Source organism: Pseudohongiella sp. SYSU M77423 (assembly GCF_029911965.1).
Lineage (GTDB): Bacteria > Pseudomonadota > Gammaproteobacteria > Pseudomonadales > Pseudohongiellaceae > Pseudohongiella.
Genome location: NZ_JARYTH010000006.1, coordinates 169,309 through 194,459 on the forward strand (window position 1 = coordinate 169,309; position 25,151 = coordinate 194,459).

Consider the following 25,151-nt stretch of genomic DNA (forward strand, 5'->3'; position numbering starts at 1 on the left):
ATGAGATGATCTACAAGGCCCTTGCCAAAGTACAAAGAGTACTGATCTTTTTGCTCTTGGTTGCGGCAGCCGGGCCGGTGCACGCATGACTCAAATATTGTTAATAGAAGATAGCAAGAAACTCGGCCACGATCTGGGCATCGTGCTGGAGTTTCTGGGTGAGCAGCCCGTTCACGTGCAGCGGGCTGGCTGGACCCAACAGGTAGAACAGTTGCAGGTCAGACCAGAAGCGCTGAAGCTGGTGCTGGTCGGGCATTACAAGCCGACCCTGATGGAGGTACTGCTTCAGGAGCTGATTGATTGGCATGAAGGTTTGCCAATTGTGCTGCTGGGTGACCAGACCATGCCTGATCTGACCGAATCGGTGTCAAACCGGGTCGTCGCCACCATACCCATGCCCCTCAGTTACCAGCCCATGCTGGACGCCCTCCACAAGGCTCAGGTTTACGGCGACCACTACAATCGACTGCGCGAGATAGGCAACGTACGCGACTACAACATGTTCCGCAGCCTGGTAGGCAGCAGTCCGGCTGTGCAACGAATTCGGCAGATCATGTCGCAGGTGGCCAACACAGAGGTCACGGTCCTGATCACCGGCGAATCGGGTACTGGTAAAGAGGTTGTTGCCAGGAATCTGCATGCCAATTCCCGGCGTTCCAGCAAGCCTTTTGTGCCGATCAACTGTGGTGCCATCCCGCCTGATCTCCTGGAAAGTGAATTGTTTGGTCATGAAAAAGGGGCATTTACCGGCGCAATTTCGACACGGGTTGGCCGGTTTGAACTGGCTCAGGGCGGCACCCTGTTCCTTGATGAAATTGGCGATATGCCCTTGCCGATGCAGGTCAAGCTGTTGCGCGTTATCCAGGAGCAGTGTTTCGAGCGTGTCGGTGGCACCAAGACCATGCAGACTGACGTGCGCATTCTGGCGGCCACCCATCGTAATCTTGAAACGATGATCAGTGAGGGGACGTTCCGCCAGGATCTGTTTTATCGTCTGAATGTATTCCCGATCGAAATGCCCTCGCTGCGCGAACGTTCCGCCGACATCCCCTATCTGTTAAATGAACTTATCTCGCGCCTGGAGAACAGCAAGCGAGGCTCGGTCCGTTTTAATTCGGCTGCCATCAAGGTGCTGTCTTCCTATGCCTGGCCGGGCAATGTGCGTGAACTTGCCAACCTGGTAGAGCGCATGGCGATATTGCACCCGCATGGTGTAGTTGGCGTTCATGATCTGCCTCACCAGTTCCGTGACAGTCAACTGATGGATGAGGTGCTGGCTGAGGAAGCGGCGCTGTCCGACGAGCACAAAATCTCAGTTGCGGAGGCGGTGTCAGAAGAAATTGCGGCGATCCCCAGCATCAACGGCGCCGATACGCATCTGTTGCCGCTTAACGGCATGGACCTGAAAGAGTACCTGAACAATCTTGAGCGCAGCCTGATAGAGCAGGCACTTGATGATAGTGGCGGGGTGGTTGCACGTGCAGCAGACAGACTGAATATCCGGCGCACGACCCTGGTCGAAAAAATGCGCAAATATGACCTGCAACGCTGACACCCGGTAACTCTGCCTGACTGAGGCCGCCCTTTCGGGCAGCCACAAGGGTTCAGGGATCCATGGTAATTGATGTCAGGGCCAGCTCAGTTCGCGTACCATCCTCAACCTGCTCCAGCCTGGCCAGGGCAAACTCATAATCAACAGCCAGCCAAAGAACAGTGCTTCGATCACTGTCGGGTTCACGCACCCGTTCCAGTTTCAGGGTCTGCAGATCTCCCACCGGTGTTGTCATGGTTTCCAGAGATAACAGGGCATATTCGTGCTGGTCGATCTCACGGCTGTCGATCATGGTGAAATGCAATGATGTGCCCAGCGCGGATTCGATGCCATCGTTTTCAGCCAGGCGCTGCAGCTCGGCACTCATTTGTGCGGTCACGCTAAGATTATCCTGAATGCCGGGCGGCAGACTCAGCTGCTGGCGATTTTCATCGCGGCGCAGTTCGGCAGATCCTGCCGCCCAATCGAAGCTGATGCTTTCGTCGCGGTCGCGGATGCCGCCCTGCTGGTAACCATAAGCCAGCGGCACGGCGCCCTGATCTGACCATTCGAACAATGTGCTTTCTTCAACGCTGATCAGAGTTGCACCAAGCACAGACAGATCCAGCCCGTGGCGCAGGTTGTAATTGCCGTTCTCAAGCTGTCTGAGCTCCCGGTAGGCATCCGTGCTAAGACCCATGGAGCGGGCCCGGTATTCGGCGGTGTAGGGTGTCGGCGCGGGCAACGGCGCCTGGGCCAGGGCCAGCGAAGATGTCAGCAACAGGCCTGACAGGATGGCCGATAAACGCAAGCACCATTTGACGCCGCCAGCCTTGAGATGTGCTGGGGACAGATGTTGTTCCGGGCCGTCGAATCGCATAGATCTAGCTCCCTCAGACTAATTGGGTCGAATTACTGACGAACTCCCTGTGGCGGCAGCGTGTTGCCATCCAGTGTGGCGCAGGAATCTGTCATTGTCAGGCGTCCACTTGCATACCAGCCAACAACCTCAGGATAAATACGGTGCTCCTGCTCGGCGATGCGCTGCTTCAGCGTCTCGACGGTATCCTGAGCGTCGACCGCGATGACTGCCTGTCGCACGACAGGTCCGCCATCCAGTTCCTCGGTTACAAAATGGACACTGACGCCATGTTCCCGATCGCCTGCCTCCAATACACGCTGATGCGTCTGCGTGCCTTTATAGGCTGGCAGTAGCGACGGGTGAATATTCAGTAGTCTGCCTTGATAATGCTGAACAAAGGCTGAACTGAGAATTCGCATGAAACCGGCAAGAACAACAAGATTGATGTCCATCGCGTCGATGACCCTGATCATCTCCTGGTCAAAGGCTTCGCGGCTGTCAAACTGTTTGTGATCAATAACATGCGATGCGAGGCCGGCATCGGCTGCGCGCTGCAGGCCGTAAGCATCGGCCCGATTGCTGATGACGCCAGCAATCCGGTAACCGTGTTCTAATTGCTGATCGATCAAGGCCTGCAGATTGCTGCCATTGCCTGATATCAGGACAACGACGCGGCAGACCTGTTCAGAGTTGTGCTGCTGGCTCATGCATATTGGCCGCTGGCGATAACTGCGGGTTTTTCTGCCTCGGCCTTTGTGATTTTGCCGATGATGGTTGCACCGCGCGTCATTGTGTTCAGCAGCTCTACAGCGGTATCCGCCTGCTCCGCTGGCACGCAGACAATCATGCCAATACCGCAGTTGAAGGTGCGCAACATTTCGCGAGACGCGATATTGCCTTCCTTCTGCAGCCAGTCAAAGATGGCCGGACGCTGCCAGCTATCAGTGTCGATATGCGCTTCGGTGTAGTCAGGCATGACGCGTGGCAGATTTTCCAGGATGCCACCGCCAGTGATGTGTGCCATGCCATGTACGGACACTTTCTGCTGCAGCGCCTGCATGGCTTTAACATAGATTTCCGTGGGGGTCAGCAGGACTTCGCCCAGGGTGCTGTCGGCAAACGGGTCATCCAGTTTTGCGCCGCTGACTTCCAGGACTTTGCGAATCAATGAGTAGCCATTGGAGTGCGGGCCAGATGAAGCGATACCGATCAGGCAGTCACCAACGGCTACCTGCTCATTGGTGATGATTTCATCTTTTTCCACAACACCGACGGCAAAACCAGCCAGGTCATAGTCACCTTTCTGATACATGCCGGGCATTTCTGCCGTTTCTCCACCAATCAGTGAGCAGTTGGACTGGCGGCAGCCCTCGCCAATGCCTGCCACGACCTGCGCAGCGATTTCCACATTCAGGCCGCCTGTCGCGTAGTAATCGAGGAAAAACAGCGGCTCGGCACCACAGACAATCAGGTCATTGACGCACATGGCAACCAGGTCGATGCCGATGGTATCGTGTTTGCCCATGTCGATCGCCAGCTTGAGTTTGGTACCGACACCATCAGTGGCAGACACCAGCACTGGCTTGCGATAACCCTCGGGCAGCTCGCACAATGCGCCAAAACCGCCCAGACCGGAAAGCACCTCCGGACGACGGGTAGACTGGGTGACGGATTTGATTTTCTCAACCAGAGCATCGCCGGCATCAATGTCGACACCGGCATCCTTGTAGCTGAGGCCAGTGTGTTGGGAGTCTGAGCTGGGTGTCTTTGTGTTCATGATAAGCGTCGCAATGTCCTTGCTCTAGGGTAGAGATAGTGACCGAAAATGGCGGCAATCATCGGTTGCCTGCCGGATAGCTGCGCATTTTAACAGCTGGTAAACACTTCGTCAGTCGATTATGTCAAACGCCGGGGCGATCGGTTATGATTGCGCCATGAAAAATGCCCTCGATTCATTATCTGAAATGCGTATTCTTCAGTGCCCGTCCCCCTATGTCGCGACATGGGTGGGCGTGCTGTTACTGGCATTGTGGAGCACACAGGCCTGGAGCCTGCCAGTCAGTGGTCTATACCAGCGCCAGATAGAGGTTGAAAACCAAAGTGAGGCCGAGCGGCAGCGGGCCTATCGGGAGGCGCTGACCGACGTTATTGTCAAAGTCACTGGTGAGCGCCGCTGGCTGCAGCAGCCAGCCATTCAGTCCGCGATTGCGCGCGCAGGCGACTACATCTCCGAAGTCAGTTATCGCGCAGCAGCCGGCGCTGCATTCATTCAGGTGGACATCGATCAGTCGATGCTCAATGGTCTGCTGAATAGAGAGAATATTCCGGTCTGGGACAATAACCGGCCATCGATTCTGGTTCTGATTACTGTGCAGGGCCCGGACGGCAGGCGCCGGATGCTTGGGTCGAGCACAGAGCATCCGCTGCTTGACCAGTCGCGCATGTTTGCCGAGCAACGCGCAGTCCCGGTGCTTTATCCGATTCTTGACCTGACCGATCGCCAGCTGATCTCGCCAGCCCAGGCCTGGTCGCTGGACAGTTCGGCACTGCAGGCACTTGGAGATCGTTACGCGGCTGACAGTGTTCTGGCCGCCCGAGTGCTTGAGGTCGGTGATGGTCAGCTGGTCGGGCTGTGGAAATTTCTGTTTCGTGATACCGAAGACATTTTCGACCACCTGGCCACGGAAGAGGGCGACTACATGGACCTGCCGCTGGACCGTGTTACTGCTCAGCTGGCCAGCCATTTTGGACTGCTGCCAAGTGCGTTTGCCAGAGAGAGTGACGTGAATATCCGGGTGGATGAAATTACTGATCTCAACAGCCACACGCAACTTGTTCAGTATCTGCGCTCGCTGTCGGTGGTTCAGGACGTACAGGTAAGAGTGCTGCGGCCGGATAGTGTCGAGCTTTCGCTGCATGTCGTTGGCGGCCAACAGATGCTCAGTGAGTTCATCAGCCTGGGTCGGGACCTGCAGCCGGTGAATTTCAATCCCGGCGATCAGGTGTCTGGAACCTTACGCTTTCGTTGGACCAGATAAACCGCATGACTGACCCGCAACGTTCACAGGCGGCAACGCCACGGCAACTCTCGCTGCGCGTCGGCATGGACGACGATGCCAGGCTGGATAACTTCTTTGTACCTGACGCCGAGTCCACAGCGGCGCGCGTACGCGATTACCTGCAAGCAAATATCCTGCGCTGGCGTCAGTCCGGGCGTGCGCCTTCCGGCAGCACACGAGTCAAAGATTTTTGCTGGTTATGGGGCAGTGAGGGTGCGGGCTGCAGTCATCTCCTCCAGGCAGTCTGTCACGCAGCCAGCAGTGAAGAAACCGTTTCGGACCAGCATGCGCTATCCGCGTTTTACCTGGATCTGAGCCTGAGCGACCTGCATCCTGATATTCTCGACGGCCTGGAGTTTCAGGACATTCTGTGTCTGGATCATCTGCAACAGGTTGTTGGAAAGCCGGCGTGGGATGAAGCGCTGTTTCACCTCTACAATCGCCTTGCACATAACGGCGGTGCTCTGCTGGTCGCAGCAGATAACAGTCCGCAGCACGTGCAGGTTTCCTTGCCGGATCTGCATTCGCGGCTACAGTCAGCAGCCGTATTTCAGCTTCCGGTACTGGAAGACACCGATAAAGTGGCAGCTTTGCAGATGCGCGCAAAATTGCGTGGATTCAATCTGGGTGATGATGTTGCCGAATTTCTGGTCAGGCGAAATCAGCGCAGCATGGCTGCGCTGTTTGGTGTGCTGCAGGCGCTGGACAGACATTCGCTTGAAACCGGCCGCCGGGTGACCATACCGCTATTGAAATCTCTGATGGGCTGGTAAGGCCGCTTCAGCCAGTCACTGCAGCGTCATGCCCAGGTGTTTGCGCGCAGCGCGAATGTACAGCACCAACGTGCAGAAAACTGACACGCACAGCAGACTGTAAAGCAGGCCATACAATCGGTCGGCGGGGATAAACGCGACATTCACCGCATGCATGAAATAAAGCATGATTGCAAAGCTCAGCCAGGCATAGGTGCGCAAGTGGTTGCGGCGCAGTCCCGGCAGAAAAATAAACAGCGGCGCAACACGCACCAGCCACAGAATCAGGGCGACATACCAGGGCGCGCCCTGGAACATGCTGACCAGCGCATCGCCGGTAAAAAGCCCGATCAGGCCAAAATAGCTGGCCATGGCTGCCATGCGGGTTCGCTTGACGATTGCCGGCACAGGTTGCCAGGTGTCAGTCATAGTTGTTCTCTCCAGAATTATTCTGACAGTTGAAGTGCCAGTTCGCCCAGTCGCTTGCCCAGCGCCAGACATAGTCTGGTTTCGTCATCGCTAAGCGGCAGATCGCTGTCTGGTCCGGCCAGGTGGCTTGCGCCGTAAGGTGTGCCGCCACTGCTGGTGCGCATCAACGCCGGCTCGCTGTAAGGCAGTCCGCAGATCACCATGCCGTGATGTAACAACGGCAGCATCATGCTCAGCAGGGTGCTTTCCTGTCCGCCGTGCAGGCTGGACGTGGACGTGAACAGCGCCGCTGGTTTATTGATCAGTGCACCCGTGGCCCAAAGTGCGCCGGTGCCATCGAGAAAGTATTTCATGGCTGCTGCCATGTTGCCGAATCGAGTCGGACTGCCCAGCGCCAGTCCAGCACAATTGCGCAGGTCATCCTCTGTGCAGTATACCGCACCCTGGGGCGGCACCGCCGGCTGCGACGCTTTGTGATCCGGAGAGACTGACGGCACGGTGCGCAGGCGTGCCTCGACATCGCCCGCCTGCTCGACTCCGCGCGCGATCAGGGCAGCCATTTTTTCGGTGGCACCGGAGCGGCTGTAATACAGCACCAGCACATAGGGGATCGAATTGCTCATTGTCAGTGCAGTCTCTGTTACTTGATCAGGTCAATGACATTCTCGGGCGGTCGTCCAAGCACCGCGCGGACTTTTTTGCCGTCACGTCGGACCACGATGGGCCGTTCGATCAGGCGTGGATGCTGCTGCATGGCTTTCAGCACCTCCGTATCGCCAAGCGTTTCATTGCCCAGCGAAAGTTCGCGGTATTCAGTTTCACCTTTTCGAAGCAGCTGGCTCGGCGTGATACCGAGCGCTTCACACAGATCTGAGAGCGTGTCGACAGTGGGAGGATTTTCCAGATACAGGATCTGTTCCGTTTCTATCTGATTCTCCTGGAGCAGGGCCAGAGTCTGGCGCGATTTTGAGCATCGCGGGTTGTGATAAATAAAATACTGGCTCATGGTTTCTCTTCTGATTCGGTTTCTGTTGGGCTTGTCTGTGAATGCTGTGACAGCCGCGGACGTTGATGTTGTTCCTGCATCAGCTCGGTAAACGTCTGACCTCCACAGTGGCGATTCCCTTCATGCTCCACGGACTCAAGAAAGCGTCGTATCTGTATCTGTTCGGCAACCACACTGCGCGTGTTCAGCTGGTCGCGCGACCAGGTGCGCAACTGTAGTCGCAGGTCAGCGATGCGTGTCGAATCAACGCTGTGAGAAGGCAGATATCGGGGAGGATTCTGATCGGTGCAGCGAATGAAGTCGATAGCTGCCAGCGTTGCCAGGCTCGATTCCAGTACCGGCGCGCCCAGTTGTGTGTAGGACAGCAGTTCGTCAAGCGTCCACGGCGGTTCATTTTGCTGGAAGCGCTTGATGATCAGGTAGGCAACCGTCAGGTTCAGTTCTTCCTGTGCCTGCAGGCTCAGGTGCAGGGGTTTGCGACCAGTACGTGCTTTGGACGGATGCTGGTGATAAAAGGCGACCGATGAGCCAATCAGCAGCATCAACCAGCCCAGATAAATAAACAGCATCAACAGAATGACAGCAAAAAATGCCGCGTAGATGATTGCATTGGCTGAGTATTCGGTGATGAAGTTCTGGAACACCCAGCCCATGGTTTTCCAGGCCAGCGTGGTCACAATGCCGCCAGTCAGTGCCGAGCTGAACTGGACCCGCGTGTTGGGAATAAAACTGAAGGCCAGCGCGAAAGCCAGCGACATGAACACCAGCGGCATGACTGCGCCAAGCGCCTGCAGGATCAGGGCACCAAACGCCAGCCCTTCGAGCAGGCGCATGAACAGGTTGGTATTTACGTAGGAGGCAATGCCCACCGACAGCAGTATCAGCAGTGGTGCGACAATGACTGCAAACAGATATTCGCTGACGCGACTGGCGAGGCTGCGTGCCTGCGAAACAGCCCAGATGTCATTAAAGGCCAGTTCGATGCGCTGCATCATGGTGAGCACCGTGTACAACAGTACGCCAAGACTGACAAAGCTGAGCACATCGACACGAACGTTGTCGACAAAGCTTACAACATTGCTGGTTATCTGCTGGCCGTAGTCACCCAGAAACGGTTGCAGAATGCCGAGCAGCATGGGCTCCATGGCGTTATGCACGCCCAGACCCTTGAGCACTGCGAAGGTCAATGCCAGCAACGGGACCATGGCAATAACCGTGTAGTAAACCAGGCTCATGGCGCGCAGGGACAAGTGACCCTCGGCGATATCCCGAATCACAGCGTAGCCGATACGCATGGCACGCATGGCGTAGCCACGCCATGAGGAATTGGCGGCCGGATCATCCTGCCACAACACATCATCAAGATACTGCTTCAGGTCGTCCAGTGATCGAACCTGCATGACTTCTCCTGTCTGTGTTGCCTGACTGATCGAGCTCAGCGTGCGATACGGGTGCTCAGATACTCAATAATTGAGTCACGTGGCACGAGTTCCGGGTCGCTGGCGCGTCTAGACTTGTATTCTATCTGGCCGGCTTCAAGGCCACGATCGGAAACCACCAGGCGATGGGGTATGCCCATCAGCTCCATGTCGGCGAACTTGACGCCCGGGCTGGTCTTTTTGTCGCGGTCATCAAGCAGTACCTCGTAGCCCGCGGCCTCGAGTTCCTTCATCAACTGCTCACTGACGTCGACCACCGGCTGCGATTTATGAGCATTGAGCGGGATAATGGCGATCTGGAACGGCGCAATGGCGTCTGGCCAGATGATGCCATTGTCATCATGATTCTGCTCTATCGCGGAAGCGACGATTCGGCTGACACCAATACCATAACAGCCCATGGTCATCAGCACCGACTTGCCATTCTCGTCCAGCACCGCGGCATTCATTGCCCGGCTGTATTTGGTGCCCAGCTGGAAGATGTGACCGACTTCGATGCCGCGTTTGATGGAGAGTGTGCCATTGCCGTCGGGGCTGATATCGCCTTCCTGCACCTTGCGGATGTCGGCCACAGCTGTGTACTGACAGTCTGTCTTCCAATTGGCATCACGCAGGTGTTTGCCATTCTGGTTGGCGCCACAGATGAAGTTTCGCAGGGCCGCCGCACTGCGATCAGCAATTACCGGGAAGGGCAGTTTGATCGGGCCAAGGCAGCCTGGCTGGCATCCCACAGCCAGCTCTACCTCTTCATCCGATGCAAATGTCAGCGGCAGCTGAATTCCTTCCACTTTTTCAGCCTTGATGTCATTGAGTGACTGATCACCGCGCAGTACCAATGCCATCAGCCCTTGAGGGTTACTGTCTGATACCTCGGCCTTGACGATCAGGGTCTTGATCAGCTGACGAGCTTCTACCTTCAGCATTGCTGCGACGTCTTCAATCGTGTGCGCTGTGCCTGTATCAACAATCTCAGACTTCTCGGCTGGTGTCCTGTCACTGGCGTAATTCAGGTCGGGTATGGTGCCGTCTGCCAGCTCGATGTTGGCCGCATATTCGCCGCTGGAGCTGAACACAATGTCATCTTCGCCGGAATCTGCCAGCACGTGGAACTCGTGTGAGGTGCTGCCGCCGATGTTGCCTGTGTCTGCCAGTACGGCACGAAAGTCCAGGCCCAGCCGAGTGAAAATACTGCTGTAAGTCTGGTACATCACTTCGTAGGTCTCTGCCAGAGATGCCTCATCGATATGGAAGGAATATGCATCCTTCATCAGAAACTCGCGGGCTCGCATGACACCAAAACGTGGGCGTCGCTCGTCGCGGAACTTCATCTGGATCTGGTAGAAATTGGCTGGCAGTTGTTTGTAGCTGTTGAACTCGTTGCGAATCAGGTCCGTGATGACTTCTTCATGGGTCGGCCCCAGACAGAAATCACGGTTGTGACGGTCGACAAACCGCAGCAGCTCAGGGCCCATCTGCTCCCAGCGACCAGACTCCTGCCACAGTTCGGCCGACTGCACGACCGGCATGGATACTTCCATGGCACCGGACCGGTCCATTTCCTCGCGCACAATGCGAGTGACTTTCTGCAATACCCGCAATCCCATTGGCAGCCATGTATACATGCCGCTGGCCAGCTTGCGTATCATGCCGGCGCGCAGCATCAACTGGTGGCTGATGACTTCGGCGTCGGCAGGGGTTTCTCTGAGGGTTGCAATCAGGTATCGGCTGGTGCGCATGGAACTTCCAGTAATCAGGCAGTGGTCGGGTATCGATGAAAATGCCCGCGACACCCGATGGCGTCGCGGGCACTGAGTCTGTCTTGAGGCAACAGTCAGGTCAGTACAGTACTTACTGAGCGAACTCTTTGAGTTTTTTCAGCGGCAGCACTTTAACGCGAGTGCTGGCCGGCTTCTTCGGAATGTCCATGAACTCGCCCGGACGGAACGGGTTCGGCACGTTCTTGCGAGCTGGTTGTGCTGGCTTCTTGACTGCCTTGATCTTCAGCAGGCCGGGCAGAGTGAATTCCCCGCAACCACGCTTCTTGATATGTCGCTCAATCAGATCGCCCAGCTCATTCAGCACTGCATCCACCTGCTTTTTGCTCAGATCAGTATTCTGGGCAATTTCAGCCAGAATGGCTGTTTTGGTGTATTTTTCGCTGATTGCTGTGGTTTTTTTGGCGGGCTTGCTGGCTGCTTTGGCTGCCGCCGGTTTCTTGTTTGTGGATCGGGTCGCTGCCATGCTGTTTCCCTTCTTGTTTATGTCAATGAATTTGAACCGTCTTGCGGTGATTGCCCAGATAATCTGAAACGGCTTACAAGCCACTATTTATAAAGGATTGGTCGCGCTCTCGCAAGTATTGACATCCTGCGCTGCCAAGGGTTCATGTGCCTGGTTTGATTTACCACAAAAAATCCTGGCTGCAGGTGATGAAATAGTATAAAGCGGTTATAATCAGCGCCCTTTTATTGATCTGCTTTTGTCACGGTCTATTTTTTTCTGGTGTAGTGAGGTTTAACCGTTTATGCCGATTTATGATTATCAGTGTAAAGCCTGCGGCCACCAAATGGAGGCAATTCAGCGAATGAGCGATGCGCCGCTGACCGATTGTCCCGCCTGTCATCAGCCGGCGCTGAGCAAGCAGGTGACTGCTGCCAGCTTTCGTTTGAAGGGCAAAGGCTGGTACGAGACCGACTTCAAAACCGGTAAGCGCAAGCATGGTACCCAGGAATCCTCCGGCAGTGGTGGGGGAGACGCGAAAACACCCGCGGCCTGATCTACCTGTAGCAGAAGCCCCGGTGGCGCCGGGGCCGAGCAGATTAATGAGTCACAGCCACATTAGAGTAAGACAACAGGATTGAATATGCGCAGTCATTATTGCGGACAATTGAATGAAGCCCGGATTGACGAGACCGTCAGTCTTTGTGGATGGGTCCACCGTCGCCGTGATCACGGGGGCGTTATTTTCGTGGACCTCCGCGACCGCGATGGACTGTGTCAGGTCGTGTTCGATCCCGATCGAGCCGACACCTTTGCGCAGGCTGAAACACTGCGCAATGAGTTTGTTGTTCGCGTCAAGGGCCTGGTACGGGCCCGTCCGGAAGGCACTGTCAATCCTGATCTGCCCAGCGGTGCGATCGAAGTGCTGGCTCATGAGCTGGAAATTCTGAGTGTGGCCCGTACACCGGCCTTCCAGCTTGATGAACATGCTTCCGTCAGCGAAGACGTTCGACTGCGGCACCGCTACATCGATCTACGTCGCCCGGAAATGATTGACCGACTGCGCTTCCGCTCCAAGGTCTGTAACTCTATCCGCAACTATCTGGACGACAATGGTTTCCTGGATATCGAAACCCCGATTCTGACACGCGCCACCCCTGAGGGCGCGCGCGACTATCTGGTACCCAGCCGCACACATCCGGGCGAATTTTTCGCATTGCCGCAATCGCCGCAGCTGTTCAAACAGATTCTGATGGTGGCGGGCATGGATCGCTACTACCAGATCGCCAAATGTTTCCGCGACGAAGATCTGCGTGCTGACCGACAGCCGGAATTCACCCAGATCGATATCGAGACATCCTTTATGGATGAAGCCGGCATCATGGCCGTGGCTGAAAACATGATTCGCCAGATATTCCAGCGTCATCTGGATGTGGACCTGGGCGAATTCCCCCGCATGACCTGGGGTGAAGCGATGCGTCGCTTTGGATCCGACAAGCCTGATCTGCGTATCGATCTGGAATTCACTGACATTGCTGATCTGATGCAGGGCGTTGACTTCAAAGTGTTCGCTGGCCCGGCCAATGATCCTGACAGCCGTGTCGTGGCTCTGCGCGTCCCCGGTGGTGCCTCCCTCAGCCGCAAGGAAATCGACGACTACACCAGGTTTGTCGGTATTTATGGCGCGAAGGGTCTGGCCTGGATCAAGGTCAACGACCTGGATGCTGGCATTGAAGGCCTGCAGTCACCTATCATCAAATTCATGCCTGAAGATGTGGTGAAGCAGGTGCTTGACCGCCTGCAGGTAGCCAGTGGCGACATCATTTTCTTCGGCGCAGACAAAGCCGGTATTGTTAATGAGGCAATTGGCGCGTTGCGCCTGAAAGTGGCCGCCGACCTGGGTCAGGTCAAACCGGGCTGGGCACCGCTTTGGGTCGTCGACTTCCCAATGTTCGAACGCGACAAGGAAGGCAATCTCAACTCGCTGCACCATCCGTTTACCGCCCCGTCATGTACACCGGAGGCGCTGCGTGACAGCCCGGACAAGGCGCTGTCGCGCGCCTATGACATGGTGCTGAATGGTACCGAACTGGGTGGTGGCTCCATTCGTATCAACCAGCCGCAGATGCAGCAGGCCGTATTCGATCTGCTGGGTATCGGTGAAGAGGAGGCCCAGGAAAAATTTGGCTTCCTGCTCAACGCGCTGTCCTCGGGCTGTCCTCCGCACGGCGGTCTGGCCTTCGGCCTGGATCGTCTGATCATGTTGATGACGGGTGCCAGCTCGATTCGTGAAGTCATCGCCTTCCCGAAAACACAGTCGGCCGCCTGTCCGCTGACCGATGCGCCTGGGCCGGTCGCAGCAAAACAATTGCGCGAGCTGAATATCCGACTGCGTGAGCAGCCGGGCACTGCAAGCACCGACTGATGACGCTGATCCTGGGGATTGACCCTGGCTCAAGAGTCACCGGTTTCGGTGTTATTGAGTCAGTGGGCAATCGCCTGCGTTACGTGGCATGTGGCTGTGTGCGCCCGACGCCCGGTGACCATCCTGATCGTCTGCGAGAAATTTTTCGTGGCATTACCGAAGTGGTTGAGATGTACTCCCCACAGGAGTGCGCCATCGAAGAAGTGTTCATGGGTAAAAGTGCAGGCTCTGCACTGAAGCTGGGGCAGGCACGCGGTGCCGCCATGGTGGCCTGCCTGCAGTTTGATCTGCCCGTGGCGGAATATCCTGCGCGTACCGTCAAACAGTCGGTAACCGGTTCCGGCGCCGCCGACAAGACCCAGGTTCAACACATGATCAAAGTGCTGCTGGGCCTGCAGGGACGTCTGCAGGCCGATGCGGCCGATGCGCTCGCAATTGCCATCTGTCACGCCAACACGCGCAGTAGTATGATTCGCGTTGGAGCGGCAAAATCTTTCAGCAGGCGCAGGTTCCAGTAGCAGCAATAGCATGGCATAGTGCTGCTGTGACAGGATCGCAGTCTGACTAAGCGTGAAGATTACCCCGCCAAACCGCTGACTTCTTTATCGGCGCAGACATTACCCAAATACCGCAAACAGGACGTAAAACGTGATTGGTCGCATTGCTGGAACACTTATCGAGAAAAAAGCTCCCGATTTATTGATTGATGTTGGTGGCGTTGGTTACGAGGTGCTGGCGCCGATGAGTACGTTCTATCAGTTGCCAGCCCCCGGGCAGGGCGTCATTCTGCACACGCATCTGGTCGTGCGCGAAGATGCCCATCAGCTGTATGGATTCGCTGAAGGGCGTGAGCGTGAGTTGTTTCGTGCGCTGATCAAGGTTAATGGCGTAGGTCCCAAAGTCGCACTGGCCATTCTGTCAGGGGTGTCTGTCAGTGACTTTGTACGACTGATTCACAATAATGACGTCACTGCCTTGACCCGGGTGCCCGGTATCGGTAAAAAAACAGCTGAGCGACTGGTTCTCGATATGCGCGACCGTCTTGGCGGGTGGCAGGATGACGGGGCCGGTGCGACCGAGTCTCTGCAGGCTTCGCTGCAGGATGACAGCGCCTCGGTCAGCGAAGAAGCGGAAACCGCATTGATAGCACTGGGTTACAAACCGGCCGAGGCGGCGAGAATGGTCGTCCGGGCGCTCAAGGACAATCCGGCTGCTGAGCGGAGTGAAGAGATCATCAGATTGGCGCTGCGTGCGATGCTCTAGAAACTGGCCACTGAATTAACAGACGATTGATTACTGACAGGACAAGCGCACGCAATGATGGATAATGACCGTTTGATCTCACCCGACCTGGCGCCACAGGAACAATCGGTTGATCGTGCCATCAGGCCACTGGCTTTGACCGACTATATCGGCCAGACGGACGTCAAGCAGCAAATGGAGATATTCATCAGCGCTGCCCGTAACCGCAACGAACCGCTCGACCACACGCTCATTTTTGGCCCGCCCGGTCTGGGCAAGACGACCCTCGCCAATATCATTGCCAATGAACTGAATGTGTCCATAAAAACGACATCTGGCCCTGTGCTTGAAAAGGCAGGTGACCTGGCAGCGCTGCTGACCAACCTGGAGCAGGGCGATGTGCTGTTCATCGATGAGATTCACCGGCTGAGTCCGGCCATCGAGGAGATACTGTATCCGGCGATGGAAGACTATCAGCTTGATATCATGATTGGAGAGGGGCCGGCGGCCCGCTCCATCAAGCTGGAGCTGCCCCCGTTCACCCTGGTCGGTGCCACAACGCGCGCCGGCCTGCTGACCTCGCCGCTGCGGGATCGCTTTGGCATTATCCAGCGCCTGGAATTCTATAACCACGAACAGCTCAGTGAAATTGTCAGCCGCTCGGCACGAATCCTGGGTTGTGTCATCGACCGGGAGGGCGCCTATGAAATCGCCCGGCGCTCCCGCGGCACGCCGAGAATTGCCAATCGCCTGTTAAGGCGCGTGCGCGACTTCAGTGATGTCAAACATGCTGGCGAGATAAGCCGCGAGATTGCCGGTCAGGCGCTGGATATGCTCAGTATTGACGACAATGGATTTGATCACATGGATCGCCGCCTGCTCCTCACCATGATCGAAAAGTTTGGTGGTGGACCGGTCGGCGTTGACAGTCTGGCAGCAGCCATCAGCGAGGAGCGGGACACCATTGAGGATGTGCTTGAGCCCTATCTTATTCAGCAGGGATACATGATGCGAACGGCCCGCGGACGCATGGTTACACCTCATGCTTACCTGCAGTTTGGAATACCTGTGCCGGAAGAACGTTAGCAAAGAAACGAGGAACGGCTCGCAAGCCACAATTTAGCCATATTTTATCAGCCTTATGACATCGGGGGCTGTATAAGAACTTGAGAACTTACTTTATAATACGCGCGTTTTACATCTGTAAAACCTGCTCGGAGAGCTACTGGTGCACGAAACAATGAATGTCTGGAGCCTGATCCTGGATGCCACCTTGACGGTGAAGCTGGTCATGCTCACATTGCTGCTCGCCTCAATCATTTCCTGGGTGATGATCATACAGCGTTATCTGGTCCTCAATAACGCCGAACAAAGTATGTGGAGTTTTGAAAAGCGCTTCTGGTCCGGCATGGATCTGAGCCAGCTTTATCGTGACGGCAGCAGTCAGCAAAAAGAGAACAATCCCACCGGTGGCATGGAGAATATCTTCCGTGCCGGCTTCAAGGAGTTCATGCGCCTGCGACAGCAGGGTGGCGTCAGCTCGGAAGGCATCATGGCCGGTTCCCAGCGTGCCATGCGCGTAGCCTATTCGCGTGAAGAGGAAAAGCTGGAAAAACATCTGCCGTTTCTGGCCACAGTAGGTTCAGTAACGCCCTATATCGGTCTGTTCGGTACCGTTATTGGTATCATGAATTCGTTTATCGGTCTGGCACAGCAGAGCCAGGCGACACTCCAGGTGGTAGCTCCCGGTATTGCCGAAGCCCTGATCGCGACCGCGATGGGTCTGTTCGCAGCGATCCCGGCAGTGGTGGCCTACAACCGTTACTCTGCGCGGGTGGATGCCATCGCCGGCAACTACATCACATTCACTGAAGAATTCGCCGGTATTCTGCATCGGCAAGTCGTCAGCGTCAGCAAATAATTCGTTCAGCCGGAGCGGCTAATGGAAATCGTACGCAAAAAACGCAAACCCATGTCAGACATCAATGTGGTGCCATACATTGATGTGATGCTGGTATTGCTCATTGTGTTCATGGTGACCGCGCCGCTGCTGACCCAGGGCTTGCGGGTCGACTTGCCGGAGGCGAATTCAGAGCCGCTGGAACTGGATGAAGAAGCGGAAACGCTGGTCATTGAACTGACCGCTGATAACCAGTACTTCATCAGTCTGGGCGTGACCGCGGAGGGCGAGCAGCAGGCAGTTGAGCTGGCCATGATAGGTCGACAGGTGGCACAGATTGTCGAGGTTAATCCGGGCATTCAGATTTTTGTGGAAGGCGATGCGCAGGCTGGATACGGCCCGTTCATCAGTTTGATGGAGGAGTTGCGCGCCGCTGGGGTTAACAGCCCCAATCTGGTAACCAAACCCGTGGAATGATGCTGTGACTGCGTTTAACGGTTATCCAATTTCGGTTCTACTGGCGGTGCTGTTGCATGGCCTGATCCTCGGCTCGCTGTTTATTATGCAGCGCGCCGACTCGGAAGTGCTGGATGTTGTGCGGCCGCCCGCCGTCAAGGCGCTGTTGGTGGAGGAGAATCCACAGACGCGGAATCAGCAGGTGCAACAGCAACAGCTGGCAGAACAGCGCCGCCTGGAGCAGCAGCGGCAAGAGCAGGCGCGTCAGGAAGAGGCCAGACGTCAGGAGCAAGCCAGGCAGGAAGAAGCCCGGCAGGAGGCGGCACGTCAGGAGCAGGAGCGACAGGCGCAATTGCGGCGCGAGCGCGAACAGCAGGAACGCGAGCAGCAGGAACGGGAGCGTCTGGAGCGCGAAAGACAGGAACGCGAAAGGCTGGAACAGGAGCGTCTGGAACAGCAGCGGCGCGAGGAACAGCAGCGACTGGAGCAGCAGCGTCAGCAGGAACAGGCGGCCCAGGCAGCCGCAGCGCAGGAAGTCGCGGAAACAGAAGCAGAGCAGGTCATGGCATATACCGCCATTATTCACGACCTGGTCCAGCGCAACTGGTCTCGACCGCCAAGTGCACGAAACAATATGACGGCCGTACTACGAATTCGGCTGGTACCGACGGGTGAGATAGTGGATGTGGAGATCGTCCGATCCAGTGGAGATGCAGCGTTTGATCGCTCGGCAGAAAACGCGGTGAGGGCTGTACGACGTTTTGAGCAATTGCAGGGGATGCCGCCGCGCATGTTTGAGCGCAGCTTCCGTACGCTGCTACTAACATTCAGACCGGAGGACTTATTAAATTGATGATGCGCAAAGTGATGACTCTGGTGCTTGGCCTGCTGGTGTGGAATGCTGCACAGGCCGCCGAGCTGAATATCGAAATTACCCGTGGTGTGGATAACCCAATCCCCATCGCTGTTGTGCCATTTACATGGGGTGGCGGCCTGCCACCTGATGAAGATGTTGCACAGACTATTGCCAATAACCTCGCCCAGGTGGGTGAGTTCAGGCCTTTGCCAAGAGCTAATATGCTCAGCCTTCCGGATGAAGAGGCTGAAGTGTTTTACCGGGACTGGCGTATTCTTGCGCAACAGTACCTGGTGATTGGCAAGATCAATCCGGTGCCTGGTGGCCAGATGGTGGAAGTGCAGTGGGAATTCTTTGATATTAACCGTGAACGTAAAGTCATGGGTGAAGTGCTGACTGGCAGCATTACCCAGCTGCGTGATATAGCCCATGAGATCAGTGATGTGATTTACGAGCAGATCACTGCGCGCCGCGGCGCTTTCTCGACAAAAATCATGTACGTATCGGCAGAAGGCAATATTGGCGATATGACCTATCGTCTGCACATGGCCGACTACGACGGCCGTCGTTCACAGATTCTGCTGGAATCTCCCGAACCCATCATGTCGCCGGCATGGTCACCTGATGCCAGTCAGATCGCTTATGTGTCATTCGAGACCGACCTGCCGCGCATCTATATACAGACGCTGGCGACCGGGGAGCGGCGGCAGGTTACCAATTTCTCTGGCATCAATAGTTCGCCAGTCTGGTCACCGGATGGCAGCAAGCTGGCCATGGTGTTGTCCAAAGATGGCAGCCCGGACGTCTATGTACTGGACCTGGCGACTGACCAGCTGCGCCGCCTGACCGATCATCCGCGCGCGGAAACCGAGCCGGCCTGGTCACGTGACAGCCAGAGTGTCCTTTTTTCGTCTGACCGTACTGGTCAGCCACAGATATATAAGGTGGATGTTAATGGCGGTGGTTTCCCCGAACGCCTGACATTCGACTGTTTTTATTGCGCCAAGGGCCAGTTCCTCCCAGACGGTGTGAACCTGGTCCATATTCGTCGGGAAACACGGCAGGATAATACCTACAGTGTGGCCATCATGAATGTGGAAACGTCTCGGGTTATAACCCTGACGGATACGGCGCTAGATGAATCTCCCAGCGTGGCTCCAAACGGAAGCATGATCATGTTCGGTACTACCTACAATGGGCGCGGCGTGCTGGATGCCGTCTCCATTGACGGACGTGTGAAGTTCCGTTTACCATCCCCGCAGGGCGATGTACGGGAGCCGTCCTGGTCCCCGTACCTGAATTGAGGCTTTGCACACACTATCTTGCTAGCTTGTCTATTGGAGGACACTACATTGGGTACGCAGATGAACACAATTTTAAGAACAACCGCTCTGGCCCTGACCATTTTCGGTCTGGCAGCCTGTAGCTCTACAAGTGAAACAGAAGACATGACCCCGGTCGCCCAGGAGTCTCAAGGTGAATCAGCTGCAGCACGTGCAGCCCGCCTGGAGCAGGAGCGTCTGGAGCGTGAGCGTCAGGAACAGCAGCGCCGCGAGCAGGCTGCCCTGAACACAACTGTTTTCTACTTTGATTTTGACGTGGCTGAGTTCCAGCCTTCAGATCGTGAAACTCTGGTTGTACACGCACGCAACCTGGCCTCCAACCCGAATAGCCGTATTCGTCTGGAAGGCCATGCTGACGAGCGCGGTACCCGTGAGTACAACCTGGCTCTGGGTGAGCGTCGTGCCAACAGCATCCGTGACTTCCTGATCGTAAATGGTGCATCACGCAACCAGATCGAAACAGTAAGCTACGGTGAAGAACAGCCCGCCGTCCGCGGTCAGACTGAACAGGCTTACAGCCAGAACCGTCGCGTGGAAATCAAACCAGCCGGTTAATAAAAAATGAAACCACTGCTGACCATTATAGCTGGTGCATCCCTTGCCTCCGTGCTTAGCACGGGGGCTTTGGCACAATCCAACGATGCCATGTCGCTGTTACTTGACCAGATTCGCGAACTGCGAGCTGAGGTCCAGACGCTGCGTGGCATGGTGGAAGAGCACGGCTATGATATTCAGCGAATGCAGCAGGACTCTCTGGACAGATATACGGACCTGGATTCCCGCATCAGTACATTGTTCGAAGAACTGGATGGTGTGAGCAGCAGTGCTCCGATGTCCGTCCCAGGCACTGCAACAGCGGCTGGTGGTAATACGGCAGCCGATTCAGGCGTGGCAGGTAATATTTCCAGCATATCACCTATCGCGAATGATCCGACAGTTGTCAGTTCCTCATCAATGCCTGCGACCCAATCACCTGCTGCAGGTGTTTCATCATCGACCTCTGCGAACCCGGCGGCACCCACAATGCAGCCGGGTTTGTTGACTGAGCAACAGCTATATGAACTGGCGCTGGATGCATTGCTGCAGCAACAGGCCTATCAGCAATCGATCACCCAGTTTGACCAGTATCTCCAGCAGTATCCCAGTGGCCGCTTTGTGACCAATGCGCATTACTGGAAAGGGCAGGCCTATGTGAACCTGTCCATGTTTCAAGAAGCGCGTGGCGCATTTGAAACCATCATCAATGACTACCCGGATGGTCGCAAGATCGAAGATGCGATGTATTCACTCGGTACGGTCTACCATCAACTGGGCGATATAACACGCGCCCGTCAGATGCTGCAGGATGTGAGAACGCGCTTCCCGAATACCTCAGCAGCCAATCTGGCAGATATCTATCTGCGCACACTGAACTGATACAGTGAACCTGCGAATTAATGAAATATTTCACTCCTTGCAGGGTGAAAGCAGCACTGTGGGTTTGCCAACCACCTTTGTCCGTCTGACCGGTTGTCCGCTTCGATGCGGGTACTGTGATACCGAATACGCCTTCCATGAGGGGCAGCAGAAGAGCCTGAGCGACATACTTGAGCAGGTGAGTGCCAATCGCGCCAAACATGTTTGTGTAACTGGCGGTGAACCTCTGGCGCAGCCAAATTGTCTGCCTCTGCTGACGCTGCTTTGTGATAATGGCTTCACAGTATCGCTGGAAACCAGCGGCGCCATGGATATATCTGCGGTCGATCAGCGCGTTAATATCGTCATGGACCTCAAAACTCCGGGCTCAGACGAATGTGACCGCAATCTCGAATCCAATATTGCTCATCTTAAATCAAGCGACGAAATCAAATTCGTGATCTGTGACCGGCGCGATTACGAATGGGCCAAAGCCAAGATTGATCAGTATGATCTGCGTCATCGCGTACGCGAAATTCTGCTGTCGCCATCCTATGAGCAGGTGAAATACGCCGAGCTGGCACAGTGGATACTCGAGGACAAACTCGCGGTCCGGATGCAGGTACAATTGCACAAGATTATCTGGGGTGAAGAGCCCGGTCGATAACATCACCCGGTACTTACAGCCTTCAGACAGGCAGCAGCGGAGCAGGCTAGTGGAACAGCATCCGACAACGAAAAAAGCAGTCATTCTGGTCTCTGGTGGGCTGGATTCGGCGACCTGTCTGGCGCTGGCCGCCGAGCAGGGTTACGAGTGTTATGCCATGAGCTTTGATTATGGTCAGCGCGCCAGCAGTGAGCTGGAGGCTGCCAGACGCCTGGCGGAGGCGGCCGGTGTGGCCCGTCATCTGGTGATACCGATCGGTATGGGGCAGATGGGTGGCTCAGCCCTGACAGATCACTCCGTAGCCATGCCTGAAGATGGTGTTAAAGACAATATCATTCCCATCACCTATGTGCCTGCCCGCAACACCATATTTCTGTCCTATGCGCTTGGCTGGGCTGAAGTGCTGGAAGCCAGGGCAATTTTTATCGGCGTCAATGCGCTGGATTACTCTGGATATCCAGACTGTCGGCCCGAATTCATAGCAGCATTTGAAGCATTGGCAAATCTGGCAACTCGCGCTGGCGTTGAAGGTCAGTCGATAAAAATCGAGACACCACTGATCTCCCTGAGTAAGGCGCAGATCATTGAAACAGGGAACCGCCTGGGTGTTGATTACGCCCTGACTGTCTCCTGCTATCAGGCTGATGCGCAGGGTCGCGCCTGTGGCCGCTGTGACAGTTGCCGACTGCGCCGCAAAGGATTTGAGGACGCAGGTGTTGCAGATCCGACACATTATGCGTGATGCTTTATGGGGCAATTTTTTTGCAAAAATACTTGAGTTTTCTGTCACGCGTAGTATGATGCGCACTCTCTTTTGGGGCGTTAGCTCAGTGGTAGAGCAGTTGGCTTTTAACCAATTGGTCGATGGTTCGAATCCATCACGCCCCACCACTTCATCTGTGCGAGCATTATGAGCCAATCGTCACAGCCAGATGACAAGCTGATGTCCGATACTCTGCTGGTGAGGGAGTATCTGGAAAACCTCCCTCATAAAGCAGATCTGAGTGAATCCCAACGTGTCGAGTATCGCGATGCGATCAAGGCATTATTGCGCGAGAAAAACGCCACTCTGGTCGCACATTATTACACCGACCCGGAAATCCAGGCGCTGGCCGAAGAGACTAATGGTATTGTAGCCGACTCTCTCGAGATGGCGCGTTTCGGTCGCGACTGTGACGCCGATGTGCTGGTGGTCGCCGGTGTACGTTTCATGGGCGAGACGGCCAGTATTCTGAGCCCGGAAAAAACCGTCCTGATGCCAACAACCGAAGCAACCTGCTCACTGGACATCGCCTGTCCCATCGAAAAGTTCGCACCGTTCTGCGATCAGCATCCCGACCACACCGTGGTGGTTTACGCCAATACCTCGGCTGCTGTAAAGGCGCGTGCCGATTGGGTGGTTACCTCCAGTATTGCGCTGGATGTTGTTGAGCACCTGAAAGCAAAAGGCGAAAAAATTCTGTGGGCGCCCGACAAACACCTGGGGCACTATATCGAGCAGAAAACCGGCGCCGACATGTTGCTGTGGGACGCTGCCTGTATCGTGCATGAGGAGTTCAAGGCAAAGGGTCTGTTCGACATGAAAACCCTTTACCCGACAGCGAAGATTCTGGCGCATCCGGAGTCGCCGTCATCCGTACTTGCGATGGCTGATGTGGTGGGTTCAACCAGTCAGTTGATCAAGGCCGCCTGCGACCTGCCGGACGACACGTTTATTGTGGCGACCGATCAGGGCATCTTTTACAAGATGCAGCAACTGGCCCCCGAAAAGAATTTTATTATCGCCCCGACTGCCGGCAACGATGCGACCTGTAAGAGTTGTGCCAGTTGTCCCTGGATGGGAATGAATTCATTGCAGGCGATGTACCAGTCGCTGAAAGACGGCAGTAACGAAATCAAAGTCAGTGCTGATCTGGCGCGTAAGGCGATGATTCCATTGCAACGTATGCTGGATTTTTCTGCCCAGCACAAGCTGGCCGTGAAAGGTAAAGCCTGATTCTTGATTGACTGCGCGAGCTAGCGCTCCTGCAGTTCGCGCTGCATCCGTTCCACTTCCCCAAGCCGCTGACGCAGACGACTGATTAGCGGAATATTCTGTTCACGATCGGTTTCAATCCGCAGAGCGTAATTGAGCTGTTCGCGTGCGCTGCGGAAATCCCCGACCAGAATAAAGTATTCAGCTCGTGCCTGATGCACTTTGCTGATATCGCCAACCTGACCCTGGGTCTCCGCAATCTGATACCAGAGGTTGTGATCTTCCGGTCGATTGATGGCATGTCGTTCCATGATTCGCGCCGCCTCGGCGTAGTTGCGCTGTTCGATCAGGGCGTCAACACGTGTCATCGTCAGCGGGTGGTTTTCCGGGTTGATACGGATATGTCGATCCAGAAAGTCCAGCGCCTGTTGTGGCTCGCCGCTCTGAGTCAGAATGTCGGCGCGCGTTACCACGTAGGTGATACGGTTCGGGTCACTGGCCAGGAGCAAATCAATGGATTCCAGCGCCTGACCATATTGTTCAGCTTTCAGCTGCGCCAGCGCCAGGCCGTAGGTGGCAGTTTTGCGCTCCTGTTCTGAGCGTGCACTACGCGAACGCTTGTTGAATTCTTCAAGCGCTGCTTCGGGGGAGTTCGCATAGTGCACCTCGATGCGTGCGCGAATCAGGTGGTATTCCAGGGTGTCGCCGGTCGCAGAAGGACGATAGGGAATACGATTGGCGCGACTGCGTGCGTCGGCGATACGGGCTTCGGTCACCGGGTGGCTCAACAGAAATTCGGGTGGGCGGCTGCTGAAACGGCTCATATCCATCAGTCGCTCAAACAGGCTGGCCATGTCGGCCGGATCGTAGCCTGCCTCCACCATGGTCCGCAGGCCAATGCGGTCAGCCTCTGCCTCGTTCTGGCGGGAGAAGCGCAGCTGGTTCTCGATAGAGCGACCCTGCGCTGCCATGACTGCCGCCGGCCCCGCCGAGCTGCCAGAACCCATCAGCACGATGCTTGCCAGCAGTGTTGCCAGTTCCGGAATGCGTCGGCGCTGCGCGTCTTCCACGCTGCGCGCAAAATGGCGCTGGCTGACGTGGGCGATTTCGTGAGCCATCACCGAGGCAAACTCGCCTTCGGTGTGTGCATTCAGAAACAGGCCGCCGTTGACGCCGATGACGCCACCTGGTGTTGCGAAAGCGTTAAGGGCAGGGCTGTCCACGACAATAAAGGCGAGCCGATAGTCCTGCAGATCACTGTGGACAGCGAGATTATGCGTAAAATTAACGACGTAATCGTTGATCAGCGGATCGCTGATGGTGGGTGTCGTGCGTCGAACCGAGCGCAGAAAGTCACGCCCCAGCTTATATTCCTCATCCAGAGAAAAAATGCCGGAAATGCGATCCCCGAGAGTCGGCAACTGACTTTGAGCCAGCGCTGCCGGGCTTTGACAGCTCAGGGCAATCGCCACCGAGAGGGCGGTACTTTTAAGGATGCTGCGCATAGAATTCCACTGATTGCATTCCCGATAATAGACCGATATTAACACAAATAATTCCGCAAACCGGGGGATGTCTCCGGGAGTAAATGTGC

At 55.8% G+C, this 25,151-nt stretch carries 27 protein-coding genes and 1 tRNA gene; 18 read left to right on the forward strand and 10 right to left on the reverse strand.

Going from position 1 to position 25,151, the window contains the following annotated elements:
• The first annotated feature begins 85 nt into the window (after window positions 1–85).
• Entirely contained in the window at window positions 86–1,552 is a 1,467-nt protein-coding gene (locus QGM61_RS13765) for a sigma-54 dependent transcriptional regulator (protein ID WP_281133299.1), read from the forward strand.
• Between the two features lie 52 nt (window positions 1,553–1,604).
• Here QGM61_RS13765 and QGM61_RS13770 read toward each other — a convergent pair whose 3' ends face one another.
• The 3 genes from QGM61_RS13770 to purM are packed head-to-tail and all read right to left on the reverse strand — an operon-like array spanning window position 1,605 to window position 4,170.
• Complete coding sequence (locus tag QGM61_RS13770; RefSeq protein ID WP_281133300.1) at window positions 1,605–2,411, reverse strand: DUF3108 domain-containing protein; 807 nt, start codon at window positions 2,409–2,411, stop codon at window positions 1,605–1,607.
• Between the two features lie 32 nt (window positions 2,412–2,443).
• On the reverse strand, window positions 2,444–3,100 hold the full coding sequence (purN, locus tag QGM61_RS13775) for a phosphoribosylglycinamide formyltransferase (protein WP_281133301.1): 657 nt from the start codon (window positions 3,098–3,100) through the stop codon (window positions 2,444–2,446).
• Window positions 3,097–4,170 carry a phosphoribosylformylglycinamidine cyclo-ligase gene (gene purM, locus QGM61_RS13780; RefSeq protein WP_281133302.1) on the reverse strand — a complete coding sequence of 358 codons (1,074 nt, stop codon included), beginning with the start codon at window positions 4,168–4,170 and terminating at the stop codon, window positions 3,097–3,099. Before purM ends, purN begins: the two co-directional genes overlap by 4 nt.
• 157 nt (window positions 4,171–4,327) lie before the next feature.
• Here purM and QGM61_RS13785 point away from each other — a divergent pair, with 157 nt between their 5' ends.
• Window positions 4,328–5,431 (forward strand): DUF2066 domain-containing protein, encoded by a 1,104-nt coding sequence (locus QGM61_RS13785; protein ID WP_281133303.1) that lies wholly within the window; start codon window positions 4,328–4,330, stop codon window positions 5,429–5,431.
• 5 nt (window positions 5,432–5,436) lie between these two features.
• A complete protein-coding gene (hda, locus tag QGM61_RS13790; protein WP_281133304.1) occupies window positions 5,437–6,225 on the forward strand; it encodes a DnaA regulatory inactivator Hda in 789 nt (262 codons plus the stop codon).
• 15 nt (window positions 6,226–6,240) lie between these two features.
• Here the strand turns inward: hda and QGM61_RS13795 are convergent, their stop codons facing one another.
• From QGM61_RS13795 to QGM61_RS13820, 6 genes are all read right to left on the reverse strand, one after another.
• Window positions 6,241–6,633 carry a DUF2069 domain-containing protein gene (locus QGM61_RS13795; protein WP_281133305.1) on the reverse strand — a complete coding sequence of 131 codons (393 nt, stop codon included), beginning with the start codon at window positions 6,631–6,633 and terminating at the stop codon, window positions 6,241–6,243.
• Window positions 6,634–6,650: 17 nt separating this feature from the next.
• Entirely contained in the window at window positions 6,651–7,256 is a 606-nt protein-coding gene (gene wrbA / locus QGM61_RS13800; protein ID WP_281133306.1) for an NAD(P)H:quinone oxidoreductase, read from the reverse strand.
• Between the two features lie 17 nt (window positions 7,257–7,273).
• Window positions 7,274–7,639, reverse strand: coding sequence for an arsenate reductase (glutaredoxin) (gene arsC / locus QGM61_RS13805; protein ID WP_281133307.1), 366 nt, complete (start codon window positions 7,637–7,639; stop codon window positions 7,274–7,276).
• Complete coding sequence (locus QGM61_RS13810) at window positions 7,636–9,039, reverse strand: YihY/virulence factor BrkB family protein (RefSeq protein ID WP_281133308.1); 1,404 nt, start codon at window positions 9,037–9,039, stop codon at window positions 7,636–7,638. Before QGM61_RS13810 ends, arsC begins: the two co-directional genes overlap by 4 nt.
• Before the next feature lie 35 nt (window positions 9,040–9,074).
• The gene (locus QGM61_RS13815; protein ID WP_281133309.1) at window positions 9,075–10,814 is read right to left on the reverse strand and encodes a proline--tRNA ligase; all 1,740 of its coding nucleotides are present in this window, start codon (window positions 10,812–10,814) and stop codon (window positions 9,075–9,077) included.
• A gap of 112 nt (window positions 10,815–10,926) precedes the next feature.
• Entirely contained in the window at window positions 10,927–11,319 is a 393-nt protein-coding gene (locus QGM61_RS13820) for an HU family DNA-binding protein (protein ID WP_281133310.1), read from the reverse strand.
• A gap of 283 nt (window positions 11,320–11,602) precedes the next feature.
• On the opposite strand from QGM61_RS13820, the gene QGM61_RS13825 reads away from it, so the two are divergent.
• The 15 genes from QGM61_RS13825 to nadA all read left to right on the forward strand — a co-directional run bounded on the left by QGM61_RS13825 (window position 11,603) and on the right by nadA (window position 23,578).
• Window positions 11,603–11,854, forward strand: a complete 252-nt coding sequence (locus tag QGM61_RS13825) for an FmdB family zinc ribbon protein (RefSeq protein WP_281133311.1) — start codon at window positions 11,603–11,605, stop codon at window positions 11,852–11,854.
• Between the two features lie 87 nt (window positions 11,855–11,941).
• Window positions 11,942–13,723: an aspartate--tRNA ligase gene (gene aspS, locus QGM61_RS13830; RefSeq protein WP_237134483.1), complete on the forward strand. Its 1,782-nt coding sequence runs from the start codon at window positions 11,942–11,944 to the stop codon at window positions 13,721–13,723.
• Window positions 13,723–14,241, forward strand: coding sequence for a crossover junction endodeoxyribonuclease RuvC (gene ruvC, locus QGM61_RS13835; RefSeq protein WP_237134482.1), 519 nt, complete (start codon window positions 13,723–13,725; stop codon window positions 14,239–14,241). The genes aspS and ruvC overlap by 1 nt, the downstream gene beginning before the upstream one ends.
• Before the next feature lie 130 nt (window positions 14,242–14,371).
• Complete coding sequence (ruvA, locus tag QGM61_RS13840) at window positions 14,372–14,986, forward strand: Holliday junction branch migration protein RuvA (RefSeq protein ID WP_237134481.1); 615 nt, start codon at window positions 14,372–14,374, stop codon at window positions 14,984–14,986.
• 54 nt (window positions 14,987–15,040) lie between these two features.
• Window positions 15,041–16,051, forward strand: coding sequence for a Holliday junction branch migration DNA helicase RuvB (ruvB, locus tag QGM61_RS13845; RefSeq protein WP_237134480.1), 1,011 nt, complete (start codon window positions 15,041–15,043; stop codon window positions 16,049–16,051).
• A 154-nt stretch (window positions 16,052–16,205) separates the two neighbouring features.
• Window positions 16,206–16,886 carry a protein TolQ gene (gene tolQ, locus QGM61_RS13850; RefSeq protein ID WP_317622196.1) on the forward strand — a complete coding sequence of 227 codons (681 nt, stop codon included), beginning with the start codon at window positions 16,206–16,208 and terminating at the stop codon, window positions 16,884–16,886.
• A 21-nt stretch (window positions 16,887–16,907) separates the two neighbouring features.
• Window positions 16,908–17,342 (forward strand): ExbD/TolR family protein, encoded by a 435-nt coding sequence (locus tag QGM61_RS13855; RefSeq protein ID WP_237134479.1) that lies wholly within the window; start codon window positions 16,908–16,910, stop codon window positions 17,340–17,342.
• A 4-nt stretch (window positions 17,343–17,346) separates the two neighbouring features.
• Window positions 17,347–18,174, forward strand: a complete 828-nt coding sequence (locus QGM61_RS13860) for an energy transducer TonB (RefSeq protein WP_237134478.1) — start codon at window positions 17,347–17,349, stop codon at window positions 18,172–18,174.
• A complete protein-coding gene (gene tolB, locus QGM61_RS13865; protein ID WP_317622194.1) occupies window positions 18,174–19,481 on the forward strand; it encodes a Tol-Pal system beta propeller repeat protein TolB in 1,308 nt (435 codons plus the stop codon). The genes QGM61_RS13860 and tolB overlap by 1 nt, the downstream gene beginning before the upstream one ends.
• A 60-nt stretch (window positions 19,482–19,541) precedes the next feature.
• Window positions 19,542–20,075 carry a peptidoglycan-associated lipoprotein Pal gene (gene pal, locus QGM61_RS13870; RefSeq protein ID WP_237134477.1) on the forward strand — a complete coding sequence of 178 codons (534 nt, stop codon included), beginning with the start codon at window positions 19,542–19,544 and terminating at the stop codon, window positions 20,073–20,075.
• 6 nt (window positions 20,076–20,081) lie between these two features.
• A complete protein-coding gene (ybgF, locus tag QGM61_RS13875; protein WP_237134476.1) occupies window positions 20,082–20,936 on the forward strand; it encodes a tol-pal system protein YbgF in 855 nt (284 codons plus the stop codon).
• A 4-nt stretch (window positions 20,937–20,940) separates the two neighbouring features.
• Window positions 20,941–21,582 carry a 7-carboxy-7-deazaguanine synthase QueE gene (queE, locus tag QGM61_RS13880; protein WP_237134475.1) on the forward strand — a complete coding sequence of 214 codons (642 nt, stop codon included), beginning with the start codon at window positions 20,941–20,943 and terminating at the stop codon, window positions 21,580–21,582.
• A 49-nt stretch (window positions 21,583–21,631) separates the two neighbouring features.
• On the forward strand, window positions 21,632–22,324 hold the full coding sequence (queC, locus tag QGM61_RS13885; protein ID WP_237134474.1) for a 7-cyano-7-deazaguanine synthase QueC: 693 nt from the start codon (window positions 21,632–21,634) through the stop codon (window positions 22,322–22,324).
• A gap of 74 nt (window positions 22,325–22,398) precedes the next feature.
• Window positions 22,399–22,473, forward strand: a tRNA-Lys gene (locus QGM61_RS13890).
• A 52-nt stretch (window positions 22,474–22,525) separates the two neighbouring features.
• On the forward strand, window positions 22,526–23,578 hold the full coding sequence (gene nadA / locus QGM61_RS13895) for a quinolinate synthase NadA (protein WP_237134473.1): 1,053 nt from the start codon (window positions 22,526–22,528) through the stop codon (window positions 23,576–23,578).
• Between the two features lie 20 nt (window positions 23,579–23,598).
• Here the strand turns inward: nadA and QGM61_RS13900 are convergent, their stop codons facing one another.
• Window positions 23,599–25,062 (reverse strand): M48 family metalloprotease, encoded by a 1,464-nt coding sequence (locus tag QGM61_RS13900; protein ID WP_237134472.1) that lies wholly within the window; start codon window positions 25,060–25,062, stop codon window positions 23,599–23,601.
• Window positions 25,063–25,151: the final 89 nt, after the last annotated feature.